This is a genomic window from Candidatus Berkiella aquae (assembly GCF_001431295.2).
Lineage (GTDB): Bacteria > Pseudomonadota > Gammaproteobacteria > Berkiellales > Berkiellaceae > Berkiella > Berkiella aquae.
On the sequence record NZ_LKAJ02000001.1, the window covers coordinates 2,712,485 to 2,739,295 of the forward strand.

22 protein-coding genes are annotated in these 26,811 nt (G+C 39.6%); 9 read left to right on the plus strand and 13 right to left on the minus strand.

Annotation, left to right across the window (positions count from 1 at the left end):
* Window positions 1–97: 97 nt before the first annotated feature.
* Both HT99x_RS11880 and HT99x_RS11885 read right to left on the minus strand, forming a co-directional pair.
* Complete coding sequence (locus HT99x_RS11880) at window positions 98–3,628, minus strand: autotransporter domain-containing protein (RefSeq protein ID WP_075064712.1); 3,531 nt, start codon at window positions 3,626–3,628, stop codon at window positions 98–100.
* A gap of 48 nt (window positions 3,629–3,676) precedes the next feature.
* Window positions 3,677–5,257, minus strand: a complete 1,581-nt coding sequence (locus HT99x_RS11885; RefSeq protein ID WP_075064711.1) for an autotransporter domain-containing protein — start codon at window positions 5,255–5,257, stop codon at window positions 3,677–3,679.
* A gap of 100 nt (window positions 5,258–5,357) precedes the next feature.
* Between HT99x_RS11885 and HT99x_RS11890 the strand changes: the two genes are divergently transcribed.
* The 3 genes from HT99x_RS11890 to HT99x_RS11900 all read left to right on the plus strand — a co-directional run bounded on the left by HT99x_RS11890 (window position 5,358) and on the right by HT99x_RS11900 (window position 9,094).
* On the plus strand, window positions 5,358–6,254 hold the full coding sequence (locus HT99x_RS11890; protein ID WP_259566531.1) for an alpha/beta fold hydrolase: 897 nt from the start codon (window positions 5,358–5,360) through the stop codon (window positions 6,252–6,254).
* 144 nt (window positions 6,255–6,398) lie between these two features.
* A complete protein-coding gene (locus HT99x_RS11895) occupies window positions 6,399–7,802 on the plus strand; it encodes a macro domain-containing protein (RefSeq protein WP_075064709.1) in 1,404 nt (467 codons plus the stop codon).
* A gap of 131 nt (window positions 7,803–7,933) precedes the next feature.
* A complete protein-coding gene (locus tag HT99x_RS11900) occupies window positions 7,934–9,094 on the plus strand; it encodes an aminotransferase class I/II-fold pyridoxal phosphate-dependent enzyme (protein ID WP_075064708.1) in 1,161 nt (386 codons plus the stop codon).
* Here the strand turns inward: HT99x_RS11900 and HT99x_RS11905 are convergent.
* A complete protein-coding gene (locus HT99x_RS11905) occupies window positions 9,069–12,080 on the minus strand; it encodes a sulfotransferase (protein WP_075064707.1) in 3,012 nt (1,003 codons plus the stop codon). The genes HT99x_RS11900 and HT99x_RS11905 overlap by 26 nt on opposite strands.
* Window positions 12,081–12,182: 102 nt before the next feature.
* On the opposite strand from HT99x_RS11905, the gene HT99x_RS11910 reads away from it, so the two are divergent.
* The gene (locus tag HT99x_RS11910; protein WP_075064706.1) at window positions 12,183–13,556 is read left to right on the plus strand and encodes an arginase family protein; all 1,374 of its coding nucleotides are present in this window, start codon (window positions 12,183–12,185) and stop codon (window positions 13,554–13,556) included.
* A 53-nt stretch (window positions 13,557–13,609) separates the two neighbouring features.
* Here the strand turns inward: HT99x_RS11910 and HT99x_RS11915 are convergent, their stop codons facing one another.
* From HT99x_RS11915 to HT99x_RS11945, 7 genes are all read right to left on the minus strand, one after another.
* Window positions 13,610–14,404 (minus strand): glycosyltransferase, encoded by a 795-nt coding sequence (locus tag HT99x_RS11915; protein ID WP_075064705.1) that lies wholly within the window; start codon window positions 14,402–14,404, stop codon window positions 13,610–13,612.
* On the minus strand, window positions 14,391–15,473 hold the full coding sequence (locus tag HT99x_RS11920) for an NAD-dependent epimerase/dehydratase family protein (protein ID WP_075064704.1): 1,083 nt from the start codon (window positions 15,471–15,473) through the stop codon (window positions 14,391–14,393). The genes HT99x_RS11915 and HT99x_RS11920 overlap by 14 nt, the downstream gene beginning before the upstream one ends.
* A gap of 91 nt (window positions 15,474–15,564) precedes the next feature.
* The gene (locus HT99x_RS11925; RefSeq protein ID WP_075064703.1) at window positions 15,565–16,632 is read right to left on the minus strand and encodes an NAD-dependent epimerase/dehydratase family protein; all 1,068 of its coding nucleotides are present in this window, start codon (window positions 16,630–16,632) and stop codon (window positions 15,565–15,567) included.
* Entirely contained in the window at window positions 16,629–18,101 is a 1,473-nt protein-coding gene (locus HT99x_RS11930; protein ID WP_075064702.1) for a hypothetical protein, read from the minus strand. The genes HT99x_RS11925 and HT99x_RS11930 overlap by 4 nt, the downstream gene beginning before the upstream one ends.
* Before the next feature lies 1 nt (window position 18,102).
* Complete coding sequence (locus HT99x_RS11935; protein WP_075064701.1) at window positions 18,103–18,837, minus strand: methyltransferase domain-containing protein; 735 nt, start codon at window positions 18,835–18,837, stop codon at window positions 18,103–18,105.
* A 192-nt stretch (window positions 18,838–19,029) separates the two neighbouring features.
* Complete coding sequence (locus HT99x_RS11940; protein WP_075064700.1) at window positions 19,030–20,370, minus strand: alpha/beta hydrolase; 1,341 nt, start codon at window positions 20,368–20,370, stop codon at window positions 19,030–19,032.
* A gap of 182 nt (window positions 20,371–20,552) precedes the next feature.
* Window positions 20,553–20,903 (minus strand): YerC/YecD family TrpR-related protein, encoded by a 351-nt coding sequence (locus tag HT99x_RS11945; protein WP_075064699.1) that lies wholly within the window; start codon window positions 20,901–20,903, stop codon window positions 20,553–20,555.
* 143 nt (window positions 20,904–21,046) lie between these two features.
* On the opposite strand from HT99x_RS11945, the gene HT99x_RS11950 reads away from it, so the two are divergent.
* From HT99x_RS11950 to HT99x_RS11965, 4 genes are all read left to right on the plus strand, one after another.
* Window positions 21,047–21,574 (plus strand): hypothetical protein, encoded by a 528-nt coding sequence (locus HT99x_RS11950; RefSeq protein WP_075064698.1) that lies wholly within the window; start codon window positions 21,047–21,049, stop codon window positions 21,572–21,574.
* A 104-nt stretch (window positions 21,575–21,678) separates the two neighbouring features.
* Complete coding sequence (locus HT99x_RS11955) at window positions 21,679–22,488, plus strand: hypothetical protein (protein WP_075064697.1); 810 nt, start codon at window positions 21,679–21,681, stop codon at window positions 22,486–22,488.
* A 229-nt stretch (window positions 22,489–22,717) separates the two neighbouring features.
* Window positions 22,718–23,296: a hypothetical protein gene (locus HT99x_RS11960; RefSeq protein WP_075064696.1), complete on the plus strand. Its 579-nt coding sequence runs from the start codon at window positions 22,718–22,720 to the stop codon at window positions 23,294–23,296.
* A 135-nt stretch (window positions 23,297–23,431) separates the two neighbouring features.
* Complete coding sequence (locus HT99x_RS11965) at window positions 23,432–24,145, plus strand: hypothetical protein (RefSeq protein WP_075064695.1); 714 nt, start codon at window positions 23,432–23,434, stop codon at window positions 24,143–24,145.
* On the opposite strand, the gene HT99x_RS11970 is transcribed toward HT99x_RS11965, so the two are convergent.
* Window positions 24,101–24,331: a hypothetical protein gene (locus HT99x_RS11970; RefSeq protein WP_075064694.1), complete on the minus strand. Its 231-nt coding sequence runs from the start codon at window positions 24,329–24,331 to the stop codon at window positions 24,101–24,103. The genes HT99x_RS11965 and HT99x_RS11970 overlap by 45 nt on opposite strands.
* A 227-nt stretch (window positions 24,332–24,558) precedes the next feature.
* Here HT99x_RS11970 and HT99x_RS11975 point away from each other — a divergent pair, with 227 nt between their 5' ends.
* Window positions 24,559–24,807, plus strand: coding sequence for a hypothetical protein (locus HT99x_RS11975; RefSeq protein WP_075064693.1), 249 nt, complete (start codon window positions 24,559–24,561; stop codon window positions 24,805–24,807).
* 155 nt (window positions 24,808–24,962) lie between these two features.
* Here the strand turns inward: HT99x_RS11975 and HT99x_RS11980 are convergent, their stop codons facing one another.
* Together HT99x_RS11980 and HT99x_RS11985 are read right to left on the minus strand one after the other, a co-directional pair.
* Complete coding sequence (locus tag HT99x_RS11980) at window positions 24,963–25,268, minus strand: DUF7683 domain-containing protein (RefSeq protein WP_075064692.1); 306 nt, start codon at window positions 25,266–25,268, stop codon at window positions 24,963–24,965.
* On the minus strand, window positions 25,255–26,757 hold the full coding sequence (locus HT99x_RS11985; protein ID WP_075064691.1) for a hypothetical protein: 1,503 nt from the start codon (window positions 26,755–26,757) through the stop codon (window positions 25,255–25,257). The genes HT99x_RS11980 and HT99x_RS11985 overlap by 14 nt, the downstream gene beginning before the upstream one ends.
* Window positions 26,758–26,811: the final 54 nt, after the last annotated feature.

The window sequence follows — 26,811 nt, forward strand, 5'->3', positions numbered from 1 at the left end:
ACCGATATTAACAGCCCCATAGGGGCGCAAGATAATAGCCCCGCGCAAGATTTAAACGCAAAGCGATTAAATCGCTGCGTGGGGTAATACGTGAAAATTACCAAGCCCGATAAAGTTGTACCCAACCTGAATAACCATAATAATGGTCGCGATAATCAAATTCACCCTTTACGGTGAAGATATAAGAATCATATGTATGAACATTGACCCCTAAATCAAACAACATGATTGTTTGTGGTGGTTTAACGCCTTGGGTTGGGAACACTGGGCCGCCCCCTAAAAAGCGCGAAGAAGTTGCTTGTTCATCAGCATAGAAATCATAAGCTAACATAAACGAAAATTCAGGCGCATACACCGCTTGTGCATAATCTATTTTACCTAATAAGCGTATACCGATGCCGCCGATAAATTCATTCAGTGACTGGTTATTGACTGTTAAACTTAAACCACCTGCACCCTGTTCAGAATAATCGTCAATCTTCATGTGCGTGAAACGCACTCGAGCTATCGGTGCAACTGTCAAAAAGTCATATAAGAATGCAAAGCCTAATTCTGATTGAGCACCATAATGCACGCCATAAAAATCACCAAATCCTGCCGTCGTCACCGTACCAATGCCTATGTTACGGCGCGTCTTATAATGATGAGATGCAAAACCTATCATGCTGTCTAAGTAAAGATCATTGGTCAGATCAATCCAGCTATAAATAGTTCCTTGAACACTTTGCAGATTCTGCACATTCTCATCTTCTGTCTTACCCACCATATGAGATTGAGTGAAATTAACAGCCGCCCCTACTAATGAACCCGTTTGCCCCCAATCCATACCAATGGCAAAACCTGCTGCATCCCCTAAGTAACCTTCAACATTATTGCGGAAACGCTGATCTAATATCGCGCCGTAACCTTGCACCCAAGCACCATTGGTTGTTGGCCTATAGTAGAATGAATCACCATAGTTATATCCGCCGCGATCTTCCATATCAGCCGGTGTGACAACTTGATAGCTTTCAGCGCCGAGTGTTCTTAAGTAGCGCATATCTTCTAAGCGACGAGAAAGGCTACGGAACATTTGATCCATGCTCACATGGGTTGCTGCAATCATTGCGTAATTGACAGGAGGTGCTAAACTCTCTAATTCTTGCACTAAAGTCGCTTGATTATTGATAAGATCAAGCTGCCCTAAAACGGCTAATAATTGCGGATTGGTAGTACCTTCTAAAGCAATTGTGTCTAATGCACCCGCAACGCCTTGCGAAGCATCGGTATTTGCAAAGGGACTAAATCCACTGCGTTGGGTGGTTAAACGTAAAATATTGCCGCCGACGACTGATTTATCAAAACGCACTGTTAACGAACTGGGTTGAGCTAACGTTGAATTATCAACCACAGGACCGCCCGTGATAATATCAAACTGAGTACCTGCTGGAATAAATTGTCCACTTCCAAGTTGAGCATTCACAAAGCTACCGGCATTGAGCGTTGCACCGCCTGCACTCACTTGCATCTTGCCAAAATCACCAGGACCTTGGATTTGTACGGCATAAACACCGCCCGCATTCGCTGTAAAGGTATTGGTTAATGCACCCGCTGTTGTTGCGCTATGTTGCAGACTCAGCACGCCACCGTTATTTAAAGTAATGGAGCCCGTTGTGCCGCCTGCGCCGGTATCGATTTGATTGTTACTCGTCACTGATAAAGTAGAATTACTATTCACAACGACAGCAGCACCACCACCATCACCCGTCACAGTTGTGGAGTTAACCACCATCGATGCATTGGGCCCTACATTCAGTGCTGTAAATCCAGTTAATTTATTGTTAACGGTAAAAGTTCCGGCTTTAACATTAACGGTTGGTACCCCAAGAATATCTCCTGTGGTACTAAATGAATTGAGAACATTCAGCGTATCGCCAACGCCCCCATTGAGGGTCGTAAATTTACCACCTGATAAATTAAAGGTATCAGGACCAGGGCCGCTATTAATAACATTTAAAGTCGAGCCTGCTAGGTTAACGATATCGCCATTGCCACCTTGTAAATTGAGGTTTCCATTGATGGTGCCTGCATTGAGATTCAAGGTACTTTGTACAACCAGATTACTGGTATAGACATTCCCTGTAATCACCCCACCATTCATATCAAAGATGCTACCACCGGCTGAGGCAAGTAATACATCACCATCAATCGTGCCTGCATTTTGAGTGAGTTTAACGTTGATACCTGGGCCACCTACTTGCAAATCAATCGCATCTAATCCTGCACCGCCCGCCCCATTGCGAATCGTACCACTATTCACAATGCCCCCTGTTAGGGTAACAGGAAGGCTAGCAACAATCGCGCCGGGGGAATTTGCTAAGGTTAAAATGCTGCCCGTATTATTAATTTGTGTAATGCTACCTTCAATGTCGATGGCAACATTGGTATTACTTTGAATCAAACTATTATTGTTTATGGTGCCACCCGTCGCACCAGCTAAGATCGTTATCGCACTATCAATCCCATTAATACCCTGAATTGTGCCGTTATTGTTGATAGCGGTAAAAGAACCTTTGATTAAAATAGCATCCGCGCCAGTTCCATTCGTCGTTTGAATAATCCCGCCGCTATTATTGGTTATCGATCCTAGATAATTAGCACCTATCAAAATCCCTGCAGCGCCGCCTGCTCCCGCAGAAGTGATCGTTCCGCTATTTTGGATCCCTGTTGAACCTGTGATTGCCGCTGTCAGATTAATACCATTGGCATTGGTCGAAGAAATCACACCACCGGCATTATTGATCACTTGATTAAAATTTTGATTGAGTCGAACACCGTCTCCGGTTGCTGCCACAGAAGTTATCGTACCGCTATTGAATAAAGATAAACCTATTCCATCAGCTTGAAGGCCTGATGCTGTTGTACCCTTAATCGTGCCACCCGTATTATTCGTAATAGAAGCACTTTGCCCACCCGGGCTAAGATGAATACCATTACCATTACCCGTAATGGTTCCAGTATTACCAATGATGGCATTCAAGCCGCCAATATCAATAGCATGAAATCCGCCGCCGGTTTGCGAAATGGTTCCTAAGTTATTAACAGAAGCATTAGAGCCATTAAGTACAATGGCGTGCCCACCTGCCGAAGTAATCGTACCGGTAGCTTGGTTTTGTACTAATACATCCGTTGCATTAGCCGTTGCTTCTACCGCGCCTGTACCTGTTATGGTGCCTGCATTGATAATGTCATTGGTTGGGGAGTCCGCAAAAACACCAACACCCACCGTATTGATACCGGTATTCGCACCAATACTAATGGTAGCGGTATCACCATTGGTGGTTGTCACACCATTTCGACCTGCGCCAAGCGTTAAAATCCCATTCACATTGGCGTTATTGGCATCCAAAGTCAATGTGGTATTCGTGGTATTGATCACAACAGCATCACCACTATTGGGCGCTGCGGCATTCATTTGCAATTGCCCCGCATTGGTGATCTGAATATTACCGCGAGTCTGAGGGGCGCCTGTTGTAAAATCTTGGTTTATTTGCACATTACTGACAATGGTATCCGCATAAAGGATACTCGGTACAATAAACAGCGTAGATGCTAAAACGGCTTGGCTAAGGCGACGTGCTTGATTCATGTACGCTACTCTTATTCCTTAAATTCTTTCTAGTATAAATATTCCCTTTTATACCCACTCATAACGCAGTTTAATAAAGGCTTCATTACGATGATAATCACTACGAGTGACATAATCATATTGGAATTTTACTAACGTTTGTCCTTTGCTATGAATATTTAAGGCCACCCCAAGATCAACCGTACTGGCGCTTGGCCCTATTTGTTCGCTCAAGAAAGCATAACCGCCACTATAGAAATTCGCTGTAGCAACTTGTTTAGCGTTAATAAAGTCGTAGTAATAATAAAAATGAGCTTGCGGGATAACAGAGACTTGCTCAAAATCATTACGATAATCAATTTGAGCACCTAAGCCTAAATCAAAGGCATTCATATTATCGTATTTAACATTTAAATCGAGGAAGAAAGCATCATGTTCCTCGTAATTGTTAAATTCCATATGAGAGTACTCAAGAATAAGTTTAGGGATCACACGCAATTGCTTGCAGACAAAGGTATAACCTGATTCAAAATGTGCATTTGTTTCCCAACCATCAAAGTCACCATGAGCAATATTAACAAAGCCAAAACCAGCCGCAGGTGGCACTAAAATATAGCGGTTGTTGTCATAGTTATTAAGTGCCAATGTTAACGCTAATTGTGCAAACATGCGCCTATTACAAAAATCAAACCGACCATACACTGTGCCGTTATAACGTTTTACATCAAGATAGCTACCCGAAAGACCGATAGTATCGACATCACCTTGCTGGTAACCACCTGCGATACCAATAAACAAATCATCATTGATTTGCTTATCTCGGCCAATGAGTAATCCTAACATTTGCGAATGATACCCGGGGTGATTTTCTCTTTCATACTGCCAAGTGTCAGCACCTATTAATTGCATCCAAGCGCCTTTGGGCTCGCTGAGGATATCACCAATCAGTGGTGTATCATCTGAAACCGCAGGCAAATCGCTTGTTCCCGTCGTTGCGGCAGTGGCTTCAGTCGCCTTAGCCGCAGGGCTTGCATTATCTTTCACGGGTGGAAGATCAGAACTTGCAGCGTTATCTTTTACCGGCGGCAGATCAGAACTTGCCGCTTTGTCTTTTACGGGAGGCAAATCACTGCTACTTGCTGCATTGTCTTTAACAGGCGGTAAATCTGAGTTATCTGCTGTTTTTTTCGCTGCTGCTTTAGCTTCATGATTTAATGAGGTTGTTTGCGCCGGCGTCGACGATGTTATTTTAGTCGCGCCCGTTTTGTCTTTTATGTAATAAGGTTTTGGATTATAAGCTACATGCTGATCGCCGCATGCAATCCCAGTGGGTTTAGGCGGAAGTTCTCTTAATTTCTCAACACGATCAAAAATAGTAGCATGCATTTGATGCATTGCAGCTTGCGAAACCTCACGCAAAGAGCCATCAGCAGCAGGTGCTAAGGTAAATAGCGCATCCCTTTTTTGTATTGGGATCGGATTTAAACCATCAAGCGACAGAATCAAGATATTCAGTTCTGGTGCAATAACAGGCGCATTAGGACGCAATGCTTCTAGCATTGCATTCACATCAGAGTATGTTGCCCAGCTAATGGAGGAGAAACTTGTTAGGGCTAACGCTAATAAGGCACCCTTCCGACGATTAATCATTATCCCTTTCTCCATGTCACGAGTACAATCAATCCTATCATAAAAAAATCCCTTTATGTCATGATATAGTCTTTGAAATCATTTACGGTGACTATAAGCATTGACGATAGAGTCTCAAGCCTTGTTAGCAAATCGACATCTTATCTTTATCCTGTTTTGTCTGTTTTGTATACTGAGTTGTAGTACCAATCCATCGATGGTTTTACCTAAGCCTACCACGCAAATTGTTAAAAAAGCAGAAGAGGCTGGATTTTCATTACAACGTTATGAGACACCCACCTTTATATTAACAACTTATGAGCTTGATACGACCCCTAATCCTATTTGTCATATCTACATTGAAGGGGACGGGAATAGTTGGAAAACAAAACATAGATTATCGAACAATCCAACCCCTAAACAACCTCTTGCATTACAGCTTGCCTTGCAAGATCAACATCCGCAAGTGATTTATATCGCTAGGCCTTGTCAGTTTACGCCACTCGCAATAGATTCCAGTTGTGCTCCCAAATACTGGTCCAGCCATCGTTATGCACCCGAAGTCATTGAAGCTTTTCAAGCAACGCTGAATCAAATCAAACTGAAAAAAAAGGACACTCGCTTTTTATTAATTGGATTCTCAGGTGGTGCTAGTGTTGCTGCATTAATAGCCAGTAATCGATCCGATGTGGTTGGATTGATTACCGTTGCAGGAGATTTAAATCATGTTGCACTGAATCGTCATCACCAGACGAGTCCTCTAACGGGTTCTTTGAATCCAATGGATGTAACTGAAAAAGTCGAAAAGCTACCTCAATCTCACTGGTCTGCTTCTCATGATGCGATTGTTCCCACTTGGATTGCACAGCAATTTGCAAAAAAAGTTAATAATCCAAGTTGCTGCCAGGTTCATATTCTCACTAATGCATCACATCATGCCGGTTGGGTTGAAAAATGGCCTGAGATTATCCAAAGCTTTCTTGAATGTTCTAACCCATCTCTTTCGGGAAATGTTTGAACCTTATTGCGCTGCCCTCTCTTTAAAGCTTGCATTTATCTTTTCAGAAAAGCCTTTTATCTCGAATAAGTAGAAAAAAGTTATTTATAAGTTATTCTGATTACTCTAGATACCAATTAAAAAATATATTAAAGGGGAATACTCATGGCAGATTTAAATAATCTTATTCAACAACAACAAGCAACTTATCAAAATGTGTTCTTAAAAGATCCTAAAAATTTCCATCAACCAACGCATCATTACGATTGGTGGATGTTTCCGTTACAAGCACCGGCTAATGTCAATGTCACCCCTACGACTAGGCAATATTCAATTAATGATGAACAAGCAAAAACATTACTTCGTCATCCTAAATTCATCTCGACTTATATGCACAGCATTAATAAATATTTAAATAATTTAATCCAATTTGGCTGGAATAAGTATGATGTTCGCTATGCTAAAATGTTAAGTTCTTTAAATTTATTCCTTAAAAATGTTCATACCATTTCGTCAGAAGGAAAAATGGGGGAAATAAAGCATTTGTTAACTTTGCTTGCTGAAAAAGCGAGTCGTTTTGCTCAACAAATAAAACAACCTTCTCCCTTTTTACAAACTTCTTTATATAATTTAAATGAATTCTTAATTCATCATCCAGCAAGCAAACAAACTCTCACGATGGCGCCTCGTGTACAAGCTAAACCTGCAAATCGTGCATCCAATGCCAATGTACCAACGACTAAACAACAATCTGGTGTTGATGCGTCTAAACCACAAATACAACCTGCACGACCAAACAATGCCGCAACAACCAATCCACTTTTACAGCAAATTGCGATTGATTTTGATCATGGTTTATTAGAGGTTAATGCCAATGCTTATGTGAATGCTGCAAGCATTAATCGTTTACCGGTTCCCCAATGGGGCGGCGTTGCTGGTGCGATTGCACGATTATTAAACTCAGACAACGATCAACAAGTTTTAAATTCTCATTGGAATTCTTTAGGTCAATGTGTCACTCCAGGTAGTGCAGCGTTCGTTAGCAATCCGCAAGGGCAACCTCATCTATTTCAATTTGGTTCAAATCAAGGATTGCTGGTCCATGCAGGATCCCCAATGTGGAATCAATCACCGGTGCAACAAACACAAATCAAAAATCAATTAACGGCTGCTTATAAAGAGGTTTTACAAAAAATTCATCAATATAATCAGAGTTCGCAACAGAAAGTGAATACGGTTGCAATCCCACCCTTAGGTATTGGCATTTATGGGATCCCAGCGGAGATTTCTGCACAATGCGCTTTTGATGCATTAACAGAATTCTATAAACAAAATGCTTCATTGAAAGTTATTTTTCCATTACGAGATGGTAAAAATACCGCATCGAATGATTATAGGTTTGGCCAAGCATTAAAGGCCTTGTTGCAAAATCCAACGCATCAGAATGTTCAACAACCAGTGGCTAAGCCGGTTGTCTATGCTTACCCACCACGTCGTAGAAACAAAGTGGTTAATCTAAACCGTCCGCGCCAGGAGAATCCTGCTCCTCGTCAAAGACCTAATCTATAAACCTTCTCGCCAAAAGCAAAGGGATTTGCTTTCATGTGTAGCACTCAAATCATTAGTTGTGCGACTATCTAAAACATTGTTTTAAAGCAAATTATCTTGCTTTCATGGTGCTGAAGCATTAGCGTAGGCTGATGAAAAATGCCTTACGCCCTTATCGACAATTTTGTGCGACATTACGTCAAAATGCGCTCCTGCGGCACCTCCCTCGAGCACAAACCTATCAATATGATTTTTCCAATAATGACTATTTAGGACTCAGCCAACATCCCGCATTGGCAAGTGCTGCAATTGAGGCAGCTCATGCTCTGGGAGTTGGAGGCACCTCCTCTCGTCTTGTTGGCAATCATCCCCGATCTGACGCACTCGAAGCCCTCATTGCCCAAAGCAAAGGCAGTGCAAGTGCAATGGTATTTGCCACAGGCTACCAAGCCAATATTTCAGTGCTGAGTGCCCTACTCGATAGTAAAGCACTCGGCCAAACACCGTTAGTTTTTGCCGATAAATTAAACCATGCGAGTATGCATGCAGGCTGTCAAATGGCCAGAGTGAGACAGCAACGCTTTCGACATTTAGATTATGATCATTTAGCATGGCTTTTAGAGAAATCAAAAACATTACAACAACCTCGCTTCATTTTAACTGAATCCGTTTTTGGAATGGATGGCGATGTTGCATGTTTGCCGACGCTGATTAAGCTTGCCTATCAATATAATGCGCTACTTTATGTTGATGAAGCCCATGCCACCGGTCTTTTTGGTTCAAAGGGTTATGGTTTTACCTGTGATTATGGTAAAGACATTGCTATCAGTATGGGGACTTTTAGTAAAGCATTGGGCGGTAGTGGTGCCTATATTGCTTGTGCTAAACCTTTAAAACGCTATTTAATGAATCGAGCCAATGGCTTTATTTATTCGACTGCGCCTTCACCGATGCAAATCGCGGTAATGCAAAAGTCATGGGAATTAATTCCCGAACTTCTACCAGAGGCACAATTATTATTAGCACGCGCCACATCCTTGCGCGAACAACTGAAGGCGCTTGGATTTCAGTTGGGGAATTCTTGCACACATATTATCCCCATTATTTTACAGCAAGCACCAAAAACCTTATGGGCACAACGCGAACTCTTGAAAGAGGATATTCGTGTGAGTGCGATTAGGCCACCTTCGGTTCCTGCCAATCAAGCGCGCTTACGTCTAGCGCTCAATATTAAGCATGATGAAAATGCGTTACAGACGCTACTAACGCAAATGAAACGGCTTGCGACTATCTTATTTGACACACAAAAGTAGTTTGTTCCGTATATTCAGGATACAACGGTGCCATAATCGCAGCGACAATCTCCCGAGAATGTATTAAAAGCAACGCATTCACCAAGGTTTTGTGCTCATCACTAAGATAAGGCAATAAGTTATCCAAAGATGTTTGTGAACCAAAACGCTGCATAATTTCAAAGCCATGCTCATGCAGCATTTTTTCAAACTGCTCTTTAGGAACACTTTGCATATTGCCCGGTTGTTCGGCTGAATAGTTCATCGATATTGCTAAAAGTCCTTCATGTTTTAAGACACGATACATTTCTGATAATAAAAATTTTCCTTGTTCGATAGACAAAAAAGGAAATTTTTCTAAATCAACAACATAATCAAAAAAATCACTTTTAAAAGGAAGACCATTTTGAATATCATGAGAGACTAAAAGCGAAGGTAATTCCGTTGCTTTAAATTTTTTCGCCAACATTACTTCATTATCATCCAATCCCCAATACAAAATCTGATTCTGTTCTGATAATTGATGACTTACTAAAAAATCACGAAATGAAGCAGTCACACAACCAATATCTAAAACACACATGCTAGGTTTTGCTTGTTTGAATAATTGAGTCAATAACGTTGTAGTTTTAAAAAGATAATGCCATGCTGAATCTTTTTCGTCTTTTACAGAATGCAAATAACCTTCATAGATATCATTAAAATGACGATACGACGTTGAAATCATCGGCTCTGTTATTTTGGTCACTGAAACTGTAGATTGCACTAATAGTTGATTTTCGGATTCTTCGATTATGCTAGGTGGCGAAAGAAAGGCATTAAGAAGTAAATCATGAAAGTTTTTTTCTTTGCTTTTATTGTTGCCACGCTTTAATTTTTCAGCGTTCTGGTAGATTTTACTAGCCTCTCGAAGCTGACCATTTTTTTTCAACACTTGCACTAAATCAAGATGTAATTGAAGATTAGACGGTGAATTTTCAAGCGCTTTTTTCAACTGTGAAATAGCCGTCTCGTCATCACCTAACTGGCTATGAATAATCCCTAACAAATGATACGCAGCATAATAATTGGGTTCTTCCAATAGCAATGCTTGGCATAACCTTTTTGCCGCTTCCAAATCTCCTCTATTGTAACAAAAGTACGCATTTCTCATATGTTCTTTAATCAGAACATCATGGTCATCTGTCACTTGCGGGGGACCGGCAGGCTCATTGAGCGCTTTTTCAAGTGTTGAAAAATGCTGCTTATAAAGTTGAAATAGGCCAACTTCCTTTTCATGAATATGACTAAAATTGAAATGATTATATTCTTGACAACCTAAGAAAGAGATAACCGTAGAAACTGTTTCTTCCGGTTTTTTTACTAAATCTTCATATTTTACTGTTAATATTTCATCAGAAAAAATACTTAACCAATAATTCATTAGTAACAAATGCTGTTGATAGTAGCTCGCAATCTGTTTTACATCGACACTGTAAGCATGACCTTGAATAAAATATTTAAAATATAACGAAACACAATTGTCTAATGAGTCTCGTTGGCAATAAATAAATTTAGTCTGAGGAAAGAGCGTTTTCATCAACCCCAAATACAAAAAGTGATTGGGCATGGTATCTATCAAATAACGTGGAGATTTCACATTATCTCGTATCAGTCGTTGATAGTAACTTTCTCGCAATAAGTCAACCTGTTTTTGTGTTAAATGTTTCATCCAATAAGGATAACTACCTTGTGGTCTATCACTAATTGGGATAGCTTCAGTACAATGATAGAGCCCTAGCTCTCCTTTGCCTTCAATCTCAGGATGCTGCATTAGTAAGGACTCTAATAAGCTCTTCCCTGATCGTGGAACCCCGATGATAATGAGAGGCTGTGCTGATATTTCTTGGGCTTTACTAAATTTATCACGCTCAAACGCTTTATCTATTTTAATAATTTGCTGAATATGATTGATTAAATTTTCTTCATTAAACTGCCTGTTTTTGGCAAGCAATTGATTGCCTTTGTTATAGTATTGAAATGATGTTTTATAATCTTGACAATCCTGATAAATTTTTCCAAGCGCAAAATCATATTGGATTTCATCCGCAACCGATAGCTTCTCATCTTTCAATTCTAATATTTTTACAAGATCAGGATCATTCAACACTTCATACTGACGACACATTGAAAGATTTCGCCAATTGGATGGTAATCGAGGATTGATAGCAAGGGTACGACGTAATAAATCTTCTGCTTTAGATATCTCGTTTAATTCAATATAATTACTCGCAAGATTCGTCATGGCTGAAATATATTTGGGAGCTAATGCGAGTGAATTTTCAAAATAGGTATTGGCTCGCAATAGTTGCTTGTCCATCGTTAACGCCGTGCCAAAATTATTTAAAAATACAGGATCATTTTCGATTAATTTATCAGCCTCTTCATAGTAATGTATTGACTCTACAAATCGACTTTGCAATTGATAAATAACTGCAAGATGATAAAAAGCTTTTGCATTTTTAGGTTCAAGCCTTAACACTTTATTAAAATAACGGATAGCGTCTGAATATTTTTTCTGCTTCTCGCAAAGATCCCCTAGAACTAAATAAGCTTTTATGTGTTGTTCATTGTATTTGATACATTGTAAAAATGCATTTTCAGCTGCTTGCAAATGTTCTCTGGCAATTTCAATACATCCCAATACAAAATAGAAGTTGCTATTTCTTGGCGTTATTGCAATAGCAGTTTGAATGGTTTTTTCTGCTGCTTCATAATCTTTTTTATCGAGCAAAATCAATGACCATAAACACAGCACTTCTTCATTTTGAGGAAATTTAGCTAGACATTGCTCGGCGAGCAGTGAAGCTTCGGTTACCTTAGCTTGTTGACGGAGCTCATGCGCACGCGCTAAATGCTGGGGTAAATTTTGAAGTGTGATAGGCACTGACACAGACATTGGCTTAATATCCAGCATGAGATCACATAATCTATAACAAAAGATATCGGTTAAAGGCTTTTCACTCACTAGCGTTTTACCGTGTATTTACCTCTTTGTATGCAAAAATACTTGCCAAATTAATCATGTTCGAATAAATTGCCAGCATACAAACTCATGTAGGTAATTTATATGACAAATTCAAACACAATTAACATTTACACCCATTCCGATTGTTTAAAACATAAGATGGAAAAGAACCATCCTGAAGCACCTACACGCTTAATTGCTTGTAAACAAGCTTTGCAGGCCGATCTTTCTCTCGCCAACCAATTGCGGTGGAAAAATGCACCTAAAGCAACCAAAGCACAATTAGCTAGGGTCCATGACAAAACCTATATTGATAGGACTTTTGCTCTTTCACCTCGTGAAGGGATTATCAAAAAGGATATTGATGCAAAAATGAATCCTTACACACTGTCAGCCGCATTAAGCGCTGCCGGTGCCCAAATTGCTGCTGTTAAAGATGTCATAAATGGGAAAACAAAACGAGCGTTTTGTTTAGTACGTCCTCCTGGCCATCATGCTAGTCAGAATAAAGCTGCGGGCTTTAGTTTTTTTAATAATGTCGCCGTAGGTGCGGCTCATGCTCTGAATGCTTTCAAATTAAAGCGCATCGCTATTATTGATTTTGATGTACATCATGGTGATGGGACAGAAAAAATATTTTATAAAGATCCTCGAGTCCTGTTTTGGTCTAGCTTTCAACATCCTCATTATCCGCATGGAACTAAATTAGATGGGCATCCATCTCATATTAACCTTGCTCCCTTGAATGCAAACTCAGGTAGTAACGAGTTTCGTAAACGAGTAGAAACACAACTCATCCCGAGTTTAATCGCATTTAAGCCAGAATGTATTTTTATTTCCGCAGGATTTGATGCTCATAAAGATGACAAGCTTTCCTCTATCAATCTCAATGAAGAAGATTATGCTTTCGTCACAAAAGAGATCTGTAAAGTTGCAGACAAATTTGCAAAAGGAAGAGTGATCTCAACGTTAGAAGGTGGCTATAACGTGAAAGCATTGGCTGCATCTGTGAAAAGTCATGTGAAGGCGATGGTCCCTAAATTTGAGCATTCTTTAACCCCCCCTATTTTATCTCAAGTGAAAAAGGTTAAAACACTCATCCCCAGCTTGCTAATATCTACGTTAGCAATGGCAACACAGTTAAGTCGCTTTGCATTAGTCGCTTTTCCATCGACTCTTTTGCTCAACTTTTGTATGGTTTTGTTTCCACTTGATCTGATTAGAACATGTAGAAATCAATTCAAAACACAGCAACATGAAAACTATTGTTTAAAAACAGAAAAAGATATTAAACACCTTACACAATCTCAATCGGAAGCTTTTACAATCGGTAGAAAAGCAGCCCAAAGTTACACAGCACATCTTGGAAGCTTTTTTTCTTGGTCTGCTTATCGATCTCCAAAAGCATTTTATGCTGGCTTTGCCGCGAGCGAAGGTCAAAACAAAGTGTTAATGTCGCGGATTAAAAAGAAATAACTTTTAAGAAAATCAGAGGAAGAGTTGCGACTCTCCCTCTGAAAGTCGTATTTTCAATTATGCGCCGACTGTAGTTTTTTCTTAGCTTGGGGCTCTATTTTATAATCGCCGCGAGAGAATAATCGTTCGATTAAACAGTAAAGAACAATAAATAAGTAGCGGCTGCCCATTTCACGTATTTTTAATTTAGAAACCCCTTCTTTGCGGTTATACCAAGCATTGGGGATCACGGCATATTGATAACCACGAATAATTGATTTTAAAGGTAATTCTACTGTTAAATTAAAATGATGTGCTAATAAGGGTTGCAATCCTGTTATCACATGCCGACGATAACATTTAAAAGCATTGGTAATATCATTATAACGAAACTGAAATAGAACTCTGATAAAATTATTGGCTAACCGGTTTAAGATTTTTTTATGTAGTGGATAGTCAACGGCTTTGCCACCTGGCATGAATCTTGAACCAAAAACGCAATCATAGCCCTCTTGTAGCTTACGATAAAATCTCACAATATCTTCAGGTGCATCAGAGCCATCGGCCATCACAATTACAACCGCATCGCCGGTAAATGCTTGTAACCCACAACGAACTGCTAAACCAAATCCATTGGGAGGTGCATTATTAATATAACGCAACGTTGGATGTTGATTCATCAATTGTTTGAGTGTCAATTCAGTATTGTCACTACTATTATCATTGATGACTAAAATTTCATGAGGAATATTGGCTTGATTTAAGCGTGCGATCAATGTTGGTAATAAATTTTGCAAATTGACCGCTTCATTGTGTGCAGGTATAACAACGGACAATTTATCAAGCACATTTTTATCATGCATATTCATAAGAGCTACCTTGGGTTTCTTTAATGGCATGATAAATTTCTGTTAAGGTGGTGATTAAATTATATTGAAAATCCCAATTAGGATAATCTTGTTTAAATTTACGCACATCGCTAACCCACCAAATATGATCACCAATGCGGTTATCATTGACATAATTCCACATTAATTCTTCACCACTGATTTCTTGGCAGAAACTAATGGCTTCCAGTACCGAACAATTATTTCCTGGCCCGCCCCCAAGATTATAAACAGCACCCGATTTAGGGGCTTCAATAAAATGCCACATGGCGGAAACTAAATCGAAACTATGAATATTATCGCGCACTTGCTTACCTTTATAACCGTAGATGCTATAAGGCTTATGCGTGATTGCACAGCGCATGAGATACGCTAAAAAACCATGTAATTTAGTACCAGAATGTGCAGGCCCTGTCAGACATCCACCGCGAAAACAGACGGTATTCATACCAAAATAGCGTCCATATTCTTGGACCATTAAATCAGCTGCCGCTTTAGAAACGCCAAAAAGACTATGTTTGTTCTGATCGATGCTCATATTTTCATCAATACCAAAACCATAATAAGGATGAAGCGTTGCAACTTCAAAACGTCTGGCGAGTTCTTCTAATGGTAGATTATTCGGGGTATCGCCGTAGACTTTGTTGGTGCTCAAATAGATAAACGTGGCATCTTTACAATGTTGACGAGTGAGTTCAAGTAAATTCAAAGTACCATTGGCATTCACCGTAAAATCAACATGAGGATTGGATGCTGCCCAATCATGCGAAGGCTGAGCTGCTGCATGAATAATCACGGCGATATCATTAGCGTAGTGCTTAAATATTTTTTCTAGAGTCGCATTATCGCGAATATCACAATCATAATGTTGATAACTGGGAACCTGACGTTTTAATGATTGCAGATTCCACTGCGTGCAAGCTTCTTCCCCAAAAAAGGATTTACGCATATTGTTATCGATACCAACAACTGACATTCCTTTGTCAGCCAAAAATTTCACGGCCTCTGATCCAATTAATCCTGCTGATCCGGTAATGATTGCTACTGCCACAATACGCTTCCTTTTTATCCATTGATCCTTTTATTATACTCAGTGCGCTCCAAGATGCGAAGCATGACTTAAAGGACGAACTTGTAGGGGTTTATGCCGTGAAAATGGGTGCAAGCATCGCTTTGTGCTCACACATCCAACGATCAATCTCTTCCACGATTTGCGGGATCTTGATTTGTGGTGCCCATTGAGTTTTCTGATTTACTTTGGTAATGTCAGTAACATAGTATGGGATATCAGCTTCACGTGTTTGCGGATCACAATCAATCTGACATTGCTTTCCTGTAATGTCAGACACAATGGCTGTTAACTCGCATAACGAAAGACTGTTCGCATAGCCGCCTCCCACATTGTACACCGCACCTTGATGATCTTCTGCTGAACACATTTGCCGCAACAAGAGCTGATACAAATCATTCACATGCAAGACATCTCGTACTTGCATACCTTCCCCACCAAATCCCATGTATTTAAGGCCGCCCCCAAAGACATGTCTTGCAACCCACAATGCCATAAACCCTTGATCGACTTTGCCCATTTGCCAAGGACCTGCCAGTACACCGCAACGATTAATGATGGCAGGAATACCATACATTTGGCTGTATTCATGAATCAATAATTCGCCACAAAGCTTGGTTGCCCCATAAAGAGAACGAAAACCTTCTATTGAAAAATGCTCCGCAATTCCCTTTGAACAAAGCCCGCTTACCGTTTCTTTCAGATCAAGTTCAAAGCGTTGGTTCTCTATTTTTAAGGGTAATGCTCTTAAAGCTTGAATGGGATAAACACGACTGGTCGATAGAAATGCCATCTTACCGCCGTATTGCCGCAAATATTCCAAGCAATTAATGAGCCCTAATAAATTGGTATTCATCAAATAAGCAGGGCTATCACCATATCCGGCATGAACACTAGGCTCAGCAGAGCATTCTATTAACCAATCAATTTCTTTAATTTTGGCAAGATCTTCGCTATTGCGCACATCACCATGCACAAATTCAACACCTTGTTCTCTTAATCGTGTGAGATTTAATTCACTTCCCCGACGACTCAAATTATCTAGACAAATAACATGACAATCTTGATGGTGTTGCTTAAAGGTAATTGCTAGGCTTGAGCCAACAAAGCCAGCACCGCCTGTGATTAATATTTTTTTCATACGGTTCCTTTGCGCGTAAAGACGGCATACCCCTCACAACTCTCTTGTCGCTTAAACGTTTGTAAACTGGCGCCATCAAATTCATCGGTGACAGGAGAAGGCAAAATGAGCGCATTAAAATATCCCTTCTCAATAAGGCCACCAATCCCGTTATCCTCAAAAGGGATCCCCATTTGTCGATCGCTCCAATAGTTATAAGCCAATACAAAGGTATGAGGGCTTGCGTTCATCCAAGGCAAAGCGCCATAGTGATTAATGACAAATACCGGTTGGGGTAACGTTGCAATGCAACTTTGTAATGCCGTCATTGAATGGTGTTGTGATGATAAAGCTTGCGACCGGTTTTGTAATATCACACTGCCAATCGCCCCTACCCATAGTAATCCTGCGATAGCGGTAGCTAGCGTTATCATTCTAGAAGGAATGACTATCAAACTAAGCGCTTTACCAATGAACAACGTTAAAAATAATAATGCAATAAAGTGATAATTTTCAGCGCTACCCACTTTGCTACTAGCAGGCAATAAAATCAGCGACCACACCATTAATCCTAAAATACTTAATTGAATGGCAGGATCTTGACGTAATTGGCGAGCATCATTTGCATTACGAATCGCAGCAATGAATACAGCCACGAAAATCAACCAGATTGGGAAAGTCTTTTTAAAAAACGCGAGCGTATTGCCAAGGAACACCGCGCTTGATAGCGGGATCGCGGTATTAACGAAAAAGAGCATATTACGGGCATTGGCAGATAACAAGGCAAAAGAGCAGGCATATAAGCTAACCAATAATAAACTAAATATCACGCAAGCAAACCATTGCCTACGCCATAGTAGTAACAATCCAATCGCCCCAGGCATCACAATGTTGATCTGCTTACAAGACCATGACAAGTAACAATATAATGCAGCCAATATCACCATGGGTAAGCGCTTTTGTGGAAAATAATGCAAAATGCAAGCGCCAGCACAAGCATCAAAAAACAATCCCAGCAAATCGGGTCTGACGGTCATCGACCAAAAGCCAATTAAAGGCCCATACCACAATAAAACACTTAAACTAAAAGCTAATTTTTGTTGCTGTAAAGAACGTAACAGCCGATAAGTCAGCACAAAACCTGCGCTCACAATGGCAAAAGTAATAAGTCGCCCAATGGTTGGGATCCAAGCATCATTTAAATGAAAAACATGTATGACAAAGGTGGTTAGCTTTCCGTAAAACGCATAGAAAAACCAATTAAAATACGTTGCGGTAAAAGGTAATTGATGAGGATCTGTGTATACCGGTAAACCATGGGCAACTTTGAAAAGCGCAAATAATGATTCCTCTTCAAAGCCACTGGTGATCACATGCATAGGAGCACTAAAAGAGAAAACTTGCGCGAATCTTAGGGCGACTAACAACAGTGCAACCCAAGCACCCAGATTCAGAAAAAAAGGGCCCAGTGAATCGATTTTGGATTTCATATTAAATTACTGCTGGTTTTATACCATAAGTGAAAACAAATGCTCTGAACAATGAAAGCCATTGCGCTCGGAAAAAAGTACGATCGAAGAAATTATAAATCGGTAATATACCTCTAGCAGCACCAGAAGCAACATAGCGAAAAGCCAGCCCATCGACAAAATGTGAAGCCGCTTCTAATCCAGCTTGCGTAAAAACAGACTGCACTTGCTTAGGAAGCACAGGACGCTCATTCTCAGTCACCCCTTTTGAGCTATAAAAAGGTGAACTGCGATCACGATAAAGATACATGAATGGATTTAATCGGTTTGGATCAAACGCAACATATTTGCCGTTAGGTTTTAAAACGCGGAAGACTTCTTCAGCACATCGTTTGGGATTCGGTAGATGATGTACCAAACAGCTTAAAATCACATAATCAACACTTTCGCTAGCAAAGGGTAAGGCTTCAACATCGGCTTGAACATAATCGATTGCAGGCGTTTGTTGCTTACCCAACCCTAACAATTTTTGGCTGAGATCTAGACCAACACAATGGTAACCACGGGCTTGTAGTAACTGGGTAAAGATCCCCGAACCACATCCCAGATCCAAAAGGCGTGCACCAGGCTCAAGCGCCAGCAGTGTTTCGAGAGTATGAATAATTTTATTATTCGCTTCATCCGTGAAGACATTGTACTCTTGCGAAGAAGCGAGGTTGTCAAAAAAAGCAACCTCTTTCTGCTTGTCCTGTTGCACGTTACACCTATTCCATTGATAACCCTTTCACAGCTGAATTTTACCCTCAGTCTGCGATAGGTAAGCTTCCCACTCCATTTGTTATGAGACTATCCAATTCAATTCTTTGCTGCAAAGGCAGCTAGATAGTTTTAAGCGCACCATTGAGTGCGCTCAATCATACGATGACAAACCTGCACGCACAATGGTGCATTACTGGAATTTTCGATATCGCGGCGCTTTAGGCTTATCGTGCACTCCATTGGGTTCAACAAAGGCATAGAAGTGCTCTTGCCCCGTGAGCCAACGCCCTGAAGCCTGTGTTTTATATCGCGTATACATTTCATGTGGCCATGCAGTATGATGGCCGCCGGTCATCTTACTGTTGGATAGTGTACTGAGCTGTTTTTTGTACTGCAGCGCTTTTCGCTTGTCCCCATTCTCTAGTGCCTTGTGCAATCTGTCTTTAAGATTGATTTTTTGACGACGCTGAGAAGGTAAATGATGATGAAGTGAATCAGGATATAAAATCACTTTATCATATCCTGGTGCTATTTTTTTACGTTCACCTAAGTAGGGAGAATGAGACTTATCTGCAGTACGCAAAACCGTATGCATTTTGTCTTTTGCTGGAATGGCATCGTACGTTTTCGCAACATCCATGACCCACTCACCATAAATCATAATCCCGTACAAGGCTTTTTCTAACACCCACCCAACGGATTTATCAAACAATGAAAAAATCGGTGGAACCCATAAACTCGTGAAACCAATACCCGCAGCAATTAACGCATTCAGCGGTGCAATGATACCCAGCAAGGCCAATGTGCCCAGTAATAATGTACCAAAAAAGAGTGTGCCTGCTGTGACGATTGCACGTCGGATACGTCGTTCGGGTTTAAAAAATAAATGAATAGAAGTGTTCATCAAATTGGAGAATGAACGATCACTATAAAGTTTAACCGGATATCCTTCTTGATGCAGTTCTTTAACTGCAAAGGCTGCAATCGCGCCACACAATGAATGGCCGTAACAGGTGATATTTTTAGGATCAACCCCTTTATCAAGTAGACGTTTTACTTGAAATTTATAATCACGAACCAGATCATGTTCATGATAAACCTGTCCTTTACTATGCCCCACATTGCGAAAATTAAAGCTAATAATTTTCTTATTCAGATTTAGAGCATCATTTGCAAGTCTTGGTAAAAAGAATTCATAACAATCGCTTCGTCCCCAACCATAGATCACATATTGTTTTGCTGCTTTATTTTGGGGAGCATACAATTCAACGGTATCAAGTTGTGAACCATCCTCGGTTGTGAAGAATTGCCGTGAGATTTCAATGGCTTTTTCAGGGGCTTTCTTTTTATATTCCGTATTTTTGGCAACAAAATCGGGCCAAATATTATTTAATTGTTTAATTCGGGCTTGGGAATAATGGAGTTTGGACCAAAGCCAACGTAACCCTTTTAATTCACCGATTGGGAGCAATTGGGCTCGCAAAACGAATTTACCAACAACCAACCCAGCAAGTTTTTTGAGCCAATTCATCTATTTCACCCCTTGAATTCGAGTGTAATTCAACGTTTTGGAAGTGGATGTTATCATGCTTTGATGAAGTTGAATATCCATCCAGTTCTGAAGAATGTAAGTTTGCTAAAATCGAAAGAAGGGTATTTTAATGATTATTATTTACTTCATCAACTCAGAAAGAGGTGCTACTCGATAATAAGTTATTTATCATCATTATTTTTAGAATTATCTTTGACTCGGTTCTTACGCTTTAATCTATCGTGAATGAGATTGTAACCTCCTTCACCTTGCGTTAAACAACGTGCGACTCGCCCAATTGTAGTGACACTCACCCCAGTTTGCTCATGAATCGTGCGATAAGGAATGCCCTGCTCAATCAGAGGCACAACCCGCCAACGATCGGCCATGGATTGACGCTCTGTTGGCGTGCATAAATCTTCAAAAAACCTTTTTGCCTCGTCAATATCGCGAATAGCAACAATGGCTTCATAAAGTTGATGCTCAGAGATTTCTGTTTCACTACTATCAGTATCGGTATGTCGTGTTTTCATAAAGCACTCATTCGTATCAACGCGCTATGACAGCGCGATGCAACCTTTATAACGTAGGCTCTAAAAGCTGTCAAAAAGCATTTAAAAGTGGAAGCTAGATAGCTATACTGCGCACTTCTTAAATGCCTTACTAAGGAGCGCTTATGCTTAGCGGCCCCAATATTCAAGATTGCCCTAGTGAATACAGTGAAAAACGCGTTTACTTGCAACAACATTTTCCTCAATGGTTTATCGATAGTGAATTTAGCGCTCAAGGCTTCTTGGCGTGGGCTAATACCCAAACCTCGTCAGAACGAAATAAATGGTTACGTGAATTAACGATTGATGAGATGACACAAGTGCTTAATCATTATCATATTTGGAGTACGATTTTTTTTGCTCGGCATTCTCAAAGCCACAAAATGCTTCGTGCAAATTTAACTCAATTCCTACCATTTTGGCTTGAGGACGATAAATTTGATCGTATTGGTTTTGATGCTTGGTATCAACGAGCCAATTTTATGGATAAAGAAATTGTTTTTCCGCTTTTAACGCTTGAAGAACAAAAACCCATTCTTCAGCAATGGGCTTTGCGAAATGAACTGCAGAAATCTCGACCACCCTGTGAAGATGGCGATACACTGTCATACAAACATTTTAGCCCCACAAAGGGAAGAACTGTTTCTAAATGATGTGTACTTGCAAGCGTTTTTTAAACTTTTTATAAAAGACGCTTGCCATTCATCTGCCTACAATGTTAGATTGTCAACTTTCTTTTAAGCAGTAGGAAGATGTTGTGACGCTTATCATTGATTCCCAAATTAACCCTATTTCACTCCTTTGTTCCAGGTTATCTACTTTGGGATTTGATGTATTCACCAAAATGCACATGCTGCGCGAAGCCCTTGGCATCGATAATTTAGATGAAAACAAATTACGCAATGTTCTAACCTGCGAAGAGAAACGTTTAAAACAGTTTGCAACTCACTTTTCGCATGATCAACACCTAATGAATCTCCAATCTTTATTAATAGGTGCTTTAAAACATTTATTACTGAATTTATCCAACGAGGCGACTTCTGCTGATGAATTTCGTCGCCAATTATCAAGAATTGCCGTCATTTCCCATGAAATTGATACAGCACTTGCTAAGGCGAAGCGTAAATTACGCCTTGATATTGAAACCATGAATATTAAACGCCTCATTGAAGAAAACTTGTTGACGCTTGCTGCTGATAAAACAAAAGCCGTAGAGAAATTACGTCAATATCATCCTGCTTATCCTTTAGAAAATTTATGGTATTCTTGGTTTGAAGAAAAAAAGAAAGCCTTTTTTGCAGAGCTTCGATGGATTGAATCGCATGCTCGCAATGCCTATACCCGATTGTATCAATATCAGCTACATATTCTGCGTTGCTGCGTCAAAGCGAATGTCGATGCCAGAGTCAAAGCGCTGATCGATGAAAAGGTTAAAGCCAAAACAGAAGTAAAACTAAAGCAAATTATTGCTAAAATGACCGGCAATCAAGAACAGCAACAAGCTATTTTTGAACAAGCGGTAAAGAAGCTGCACTACACCCCTTCTCTTAAACCCAGATTAAGATAATCTGCAGTAACGCCTGAAAATCAGCTGATTTTCAGGCGTTACTTTTCTTTAACTCAATGAATCTCTTTTCTCAAGATAGGCATCAATGCACCAGTTGTGTTCGAATGTTAGACCGCTTAGAGGCATTAGCGGCTCGGCGGTCTTCAAAAAGCTTGATTTGGTTGATATAAGAAATTCATTCAACTAACATTTTTGTCTTTATAAAAGTCGTTAGGACGTGGAGAAGAGAATGAAAATCCCTTTTACTAATATTGAAATTACCCGCAATGAACAAATCGGTCTTGCCGCTGGTGGAATCGCTGCCGCAGGTTTAGGTTGGGCTGCCTTCTCATTAGGTTTTGGTTCAGCACCCATTAATTGGTTGACTGGAATTGCAACCCCATTAGCAACAACTGCTATTACCGCAACTGCTGCGGGTATTGCTTATGGCGCTAAAAAAGCAGCCGATTATGTGTTAGGTACAGCTTCAGATACAATTGAAAGCTATGCGGCTTCACATCCTGAATCTCGTTTAGGTCGTTGGACAGAATACACTCCCGATAAAGCTGATAGAAATAATTATGATCATGTTCTACCACCTGCCGCGTTCAATATGCCTGGCGATATGCGACTCACCAAAGCAGGTACATTCCATAAAACCGATGTTAGACAGTTGTGTAAAGATTTAAAGCATACCTCTGTTGACTCATTCACCACCCCTACGCTCACCAGTTCAGAAAAACCGGTACAGTACACTCTGCCAGCAATGAATCAACAAGAAATTGAAAAGATTCCACACCATACCACACGCAGTGGAAAACGCTTCTAATTCTACAAGGGGCCTTTATTACCCAATAAAGGCCTCCACGACCTACCCCTAAAGACTCTCTCACAAATAAATTGAACTTTATCTCTTCAAGATATACCTAAACACTAAATTGAAACCACTCAAGGAAACGACGCAATGCCTGACTACGCACAAGCTGGGGCTTATCGTAACAATTGCGCTTTTCATTGCATGACTCATACTTTATTTAATATGAGTGATGAGAAATTGCACGATCTTTTTAATAAGAATCCAATTTTCACCGATTTACTAATCAAATTTTATGACTATTATGAATTAGGACAGAATTATGATGTTGATGATTTTTTGTCTTTAGTGAATCGCTTTTCACACCCTGAAGATAAAGAAATTGCATTTGGTGAGGTAATGAGAAAGCTCCTACGAGAAATGATAGACAATTCTCCTGATTCCTCTCCTGCACATAAAGAAGAACTCAAAGCAGGCAATCTTATCTCCGATGAATTAGTCGGAAAATTAGCCAATGCAATGGGAGCCTCCTTGACTATTCATCTAACCGATGAAGCACCCGATTTTGATGTTAAATTTCCAATAGCGCACCCACAATGGGAAGTGAATCTTTATCATACTGAACGAGGCGGTGGTCATTACAATTTTTCTTACAAAGAACCTTTTTTTAACCAATTCCATAATGAACAGTATTCAGCTTACGATGAATACAGTCAACGTCATCCGCGGGGTGCTTCATTATTATATGAAGCGGAAAATGTTGTCGGCGTAAAAGAACAAGAACAGTCAATTAAAAATATTATACAGAATGAATATAAATCAGTTATCGACAGAAGATACAGCAATAGGAATAGCCCCGGTTAAAAATGAGGGTAGATATCCTTCATTATTTTCAATAATCGTCAGATTAGGAGGCAACGATATTTTGGACTCTTCTTCGGTATCTAAGCCTAAAATGATCATGGAAGACATTTTCGCAAGATTATCTGCGTAATGTTTTGCGACATCTTGTTGTAAGCTTTCTGGCGATTTCTGTTTAAAGGGTTTCATCAATCCACCTATACAACTTTATTGATTACAACAAAAATTAAATACAGTGATCGTGATAATGAAATGACAAACGCTTCATCACATTAGTTCAGGTTTATTAGGTATAATGAGGAAATGCACGCTAATCTTGCATCTTCACATGGTGCGGTATATACAATACGCTCAACTTATGTTATAAAACCAGCCCTAATTTCCTAACAAATATAAGCAATTTGGAGATAATTCAAATGAAAGAACTCAATTTTTCTGAAGTTAACAGTGTCAGTGGTGGCATGAGTAATCTCAGCACATTTCTCTTATCAACGGGCGTTGGTACAGGCATGGGAGCATTAGCAGGATTTGGTTTTTCTAGCGGCGGCCTCACTTATCCTATACTCGGCGGTGTTTTGGGTGGTATGGCAGGCAGCACCTTCGGCTTAGTTATTGTATTTGGTGCAGCAGCAATTAAATTTGCGACAGCTGAAATTTCCATTTAATTTTGCTTATTCTAAGCACGCCCTATATAAGCATAGTTAAAGTTTTTCCTACACTCTAAATCTATTCATCCAAATTTCAGTTTCCTGAGATTTGGATTTTCCATTCGAACTTCAAAATACTTTTCAAAAATCATTGGGCGTGCTAAATCTTTGCTTTATATTTGATAACACTCCAGCATAAAATCATATTTTTCCAAATCAATTACTCCATCAATAACATACGGCTGTAATGTTTTAGCTTGTTCAGCATTAATAGGATAACAGTCTATTAAATCCCTTACACCATAATCTGGATCATTGGGAGAAATATTATATAATTTCTGCAAAAATTCTAAATTTAAGGGTTTTAATCTATATTCAACCTCAAGATGAAGTTCACCATCTGCATCAGGAATTTTACTATATCCAATTACTACTCTGACAATACCTTGAACATCCATTACCATATCAAAATCTCTCATAAATATTTTTTAATGCTTCTATTTTTTTCTGTATTCTTAATAATTTCACTTGAAAGAATGGATTCCGGTATCCGACTGAGATATCCCCACGAAATTTTTTCGTCATTGCGAGCAAAAGACGCAGGTATAATTCTAGATTCTCCTTTTCACAGACTAAATGCAAAGGGCTTACTTGATATTGATTTTCTAAATAAATGTCCTCCTCTTCAGTGATTAACTTTTTTGCTTTAACCGTCTCTCCTTTTCTAATGACAATATGTAAATCACTATCTTGATCAATTTTATCAATACAAGGGAGTAACTTTTCAATTTCACCATCCCAATTTCTTGTATCTGTCATCTCTTTAGGTAAGCGTTGATAATACTTCAAAAAATCTGCTACAAAAGCTGTGCCATACATTCTTAATGATTTATCTAAAATATAATTACGCGTATTGGGTTTGAAGTAATAGATAGTCAAAAGCATTGAAAGATCTTTTTGCGAAATAACCTCATCAATACAATTATAGAAACCATTATCTGGATCTCTTTTGTCAGCTTGACTTTGACAAATTTTAGCAACTTGATTGTAAACTCTAAGCTGTAATGCTTTATGAAGCAAAGGGGCAGTAAATTGTTTGGTATCACATAAAAGTCCCGCCCTACCTGCTTGTCGTAAGGCTTCATAACTATGATGACCTAATTGTCGATAACCATTCTTCCACAATAATTGCTGACGGAATGCTTCACTCATTGAATCCGTGAGTGGTTGCCAATGATGATTTGAACAAATCACATCCAGGATATCTAAGGATGCTTCTCCTTCAAAGCCTTTACAGGTATGATTTATTGGATTAAAACTTAGCGAGTTATCAGCTGCACTTTCATAAATATTAAATTCTATCTCTAATGCATCACAAAGATGCGACATTTCCTCTGCGGTTAACATTAATGCATGATGAATCACTTGTTTATGTTGATGGCAGTACTGTATGTAACCTATTTGCTGCCAATAGGCTTGTAATGCATTCTCTTGAAAAATATCACGCTCTTTATCAATACGCCTAACCGCACGCACCCTCCAATAGCTTGCTCTGGCAAATTCAAAAAAGGCTTTATTCGTTTGATAAATATTTGCATATTCATCAGTAAGGTTGGGCTGCTCTTCTAAGACATAATGACGAAGCCCAGCAACAAAGGTGTGAAACAGTGTATTTCGATACTCATCTTGAGAGAGTAATCTTTCACTTAAGATTAATCGTAAGGGCCCTATCCATAACTTTTGTTGATCTTCGGGATGTTGATAAAGTTGTAATAAATTTCTCAGTTGAAGCCAATTAAGTTCGGTTACTTGGTAGATAGTTGAAAACGCACTTAGCATGAGATTGAGTGCTTGTTGATTGAGCGGATTTCGCTTCATCGGAGCCAAGATATTTTGCGTGAGGACGTGACTCAAAGCGGCAAGACCGCAACTATTTTCCCATGGTGTTGTGTTTAACAAAAACTTCATACAACTTCCTTATACTGCGACTACATTGTATTTTGAACAGCATAGGGAAGAAGT

What these genes read in the sequence shown, in the direction of transcription:
- HT99x_RS11980 (WP_075064692.1), bottom strand. Translation starts at nt 25,268, where the DNA reads ATGAGAGATTTTGATATGGTAATGGATGTTCAAGGTATTGTCAGAGTA.
- HT99x_RS11945 (WP_075064699.1), bottom strand. Translation starts at nt 20,903, where the DNA reads ATGAAAACACGACATACCGATACTGATAGTAGTGAAACAGAAATCTCT.
- HT99x_RS11880 (WP_075064712.1), bottom strand. Translation starts at nt 3,628, where the DNA reads ATGAATCAAGCACGTCGCCTTAGCCAAGCCGTTTTAGCATCTACGCTG.
- HT99x_RS11950 (WP_075064698.1), top strand. Translation starts at nt 21,047, where the DNA reads ATGCTTAGCGGCCCCAATATTCAAGATTGCCCTAGTGAATACAGTGAA.
- HT99x_RS11900 (WP_075064708.1), top strand. Translation starts at nt 7,934, where the DNA reads ATGAAAAATGCCTTACGCCCTTATCGACAATTTTGTGCGACATTACGT.
- HT99x_RS11885 (WP_075064711.1), bottom strand. Translation starts at nt 5,257, where the DNA reads ATGATTAATCGTCGGAAGGGTGCCTTATTAGCGTTAGCCCTAACAAGT.
- HT99x_RS11970 (WP_075064694.1), bottom strand. Translation starts at nt 24,331, where the DNA reads ATGAAACCCTTTAAACAGAAATCGCCAGAAAGCTTACAACAAGATGTC.
- HT99x_RS11925 (WP_075064703.1), bottom strand. Translation starts at nt 16,632, where the DNA reads ATGAAAAAAATATTAATCACAGGCGGTGCTGGCTTTGTTGGCTCAAGC.
- HT99x_RS11910 (WP_075064706.1), top strand. Translation starts at nt 12,183, where the DNA reads ATGACAAATTCAAACACAATTAACATTTACACCCATTCCGATTGTTTA.
- HT99x_RS11930 (WP_075064702.1), bottom strand. Translation starts at nt 18,101, where the DNA reads ATGAAATCCAAAATCGATTCACTGGGCCCTTTTTTTCTGAATCTGGGT.
- HT99x_RS11895 (WP_075064709.1), top strand. Translation starts at nt 6,399, where the DNA reads ATGGCAGATTTAAATAATCTTATTCAACAACAACAAGCAACTTATCAA.
- HT99x_RS11940 (WP_075064700.1), bottom strand. Translation starts at nt 20,370, where the DNA reads ATGAATTGGCTCAAAAAACTTGCTGGGTTGGTTGTTGGTAAATTCGTT.
- HT99x_RS11915 (WP_075064705.1), bottom strand. Translation starts at nt 14,404, where the DNA reads ATGAATATGCATGATAAAAATGTGCTTGATAAATTGTCCGTTGTTATA.
- HT99x_RS11960 (WP_075064696.1), top strand. Translation starts at nt 22,718, where the DNA reads ATGAAAATCCCTTTTACTAATATTGAAATTACCCGCAATGAACAAATC.
- HT99x_RS11975 (WP_075064693.1), top strand. Translation starts at nt 24,559, where the DNA reads ATGAAAGAACTCAATTTTTCTGAAGTTAACAGTGTCAGTGGTGGCATG.
- HT99x_RS11965 (WP_075064695.1), top strand. Translation starts at nt 23,432, where the DNA reads ATGCCTGACTACGCACAAGCTGGGGCTTATCGTAACAATTGCGCTTTT.
- HT99x_RS11985 (WP_075064691.1), bottom strand. Translation starts at nt 26,757, where the DNA reads ATGAAGTTTTTGTTAAACACAACACCATGGGAAAATAGTTGCGGTCTT.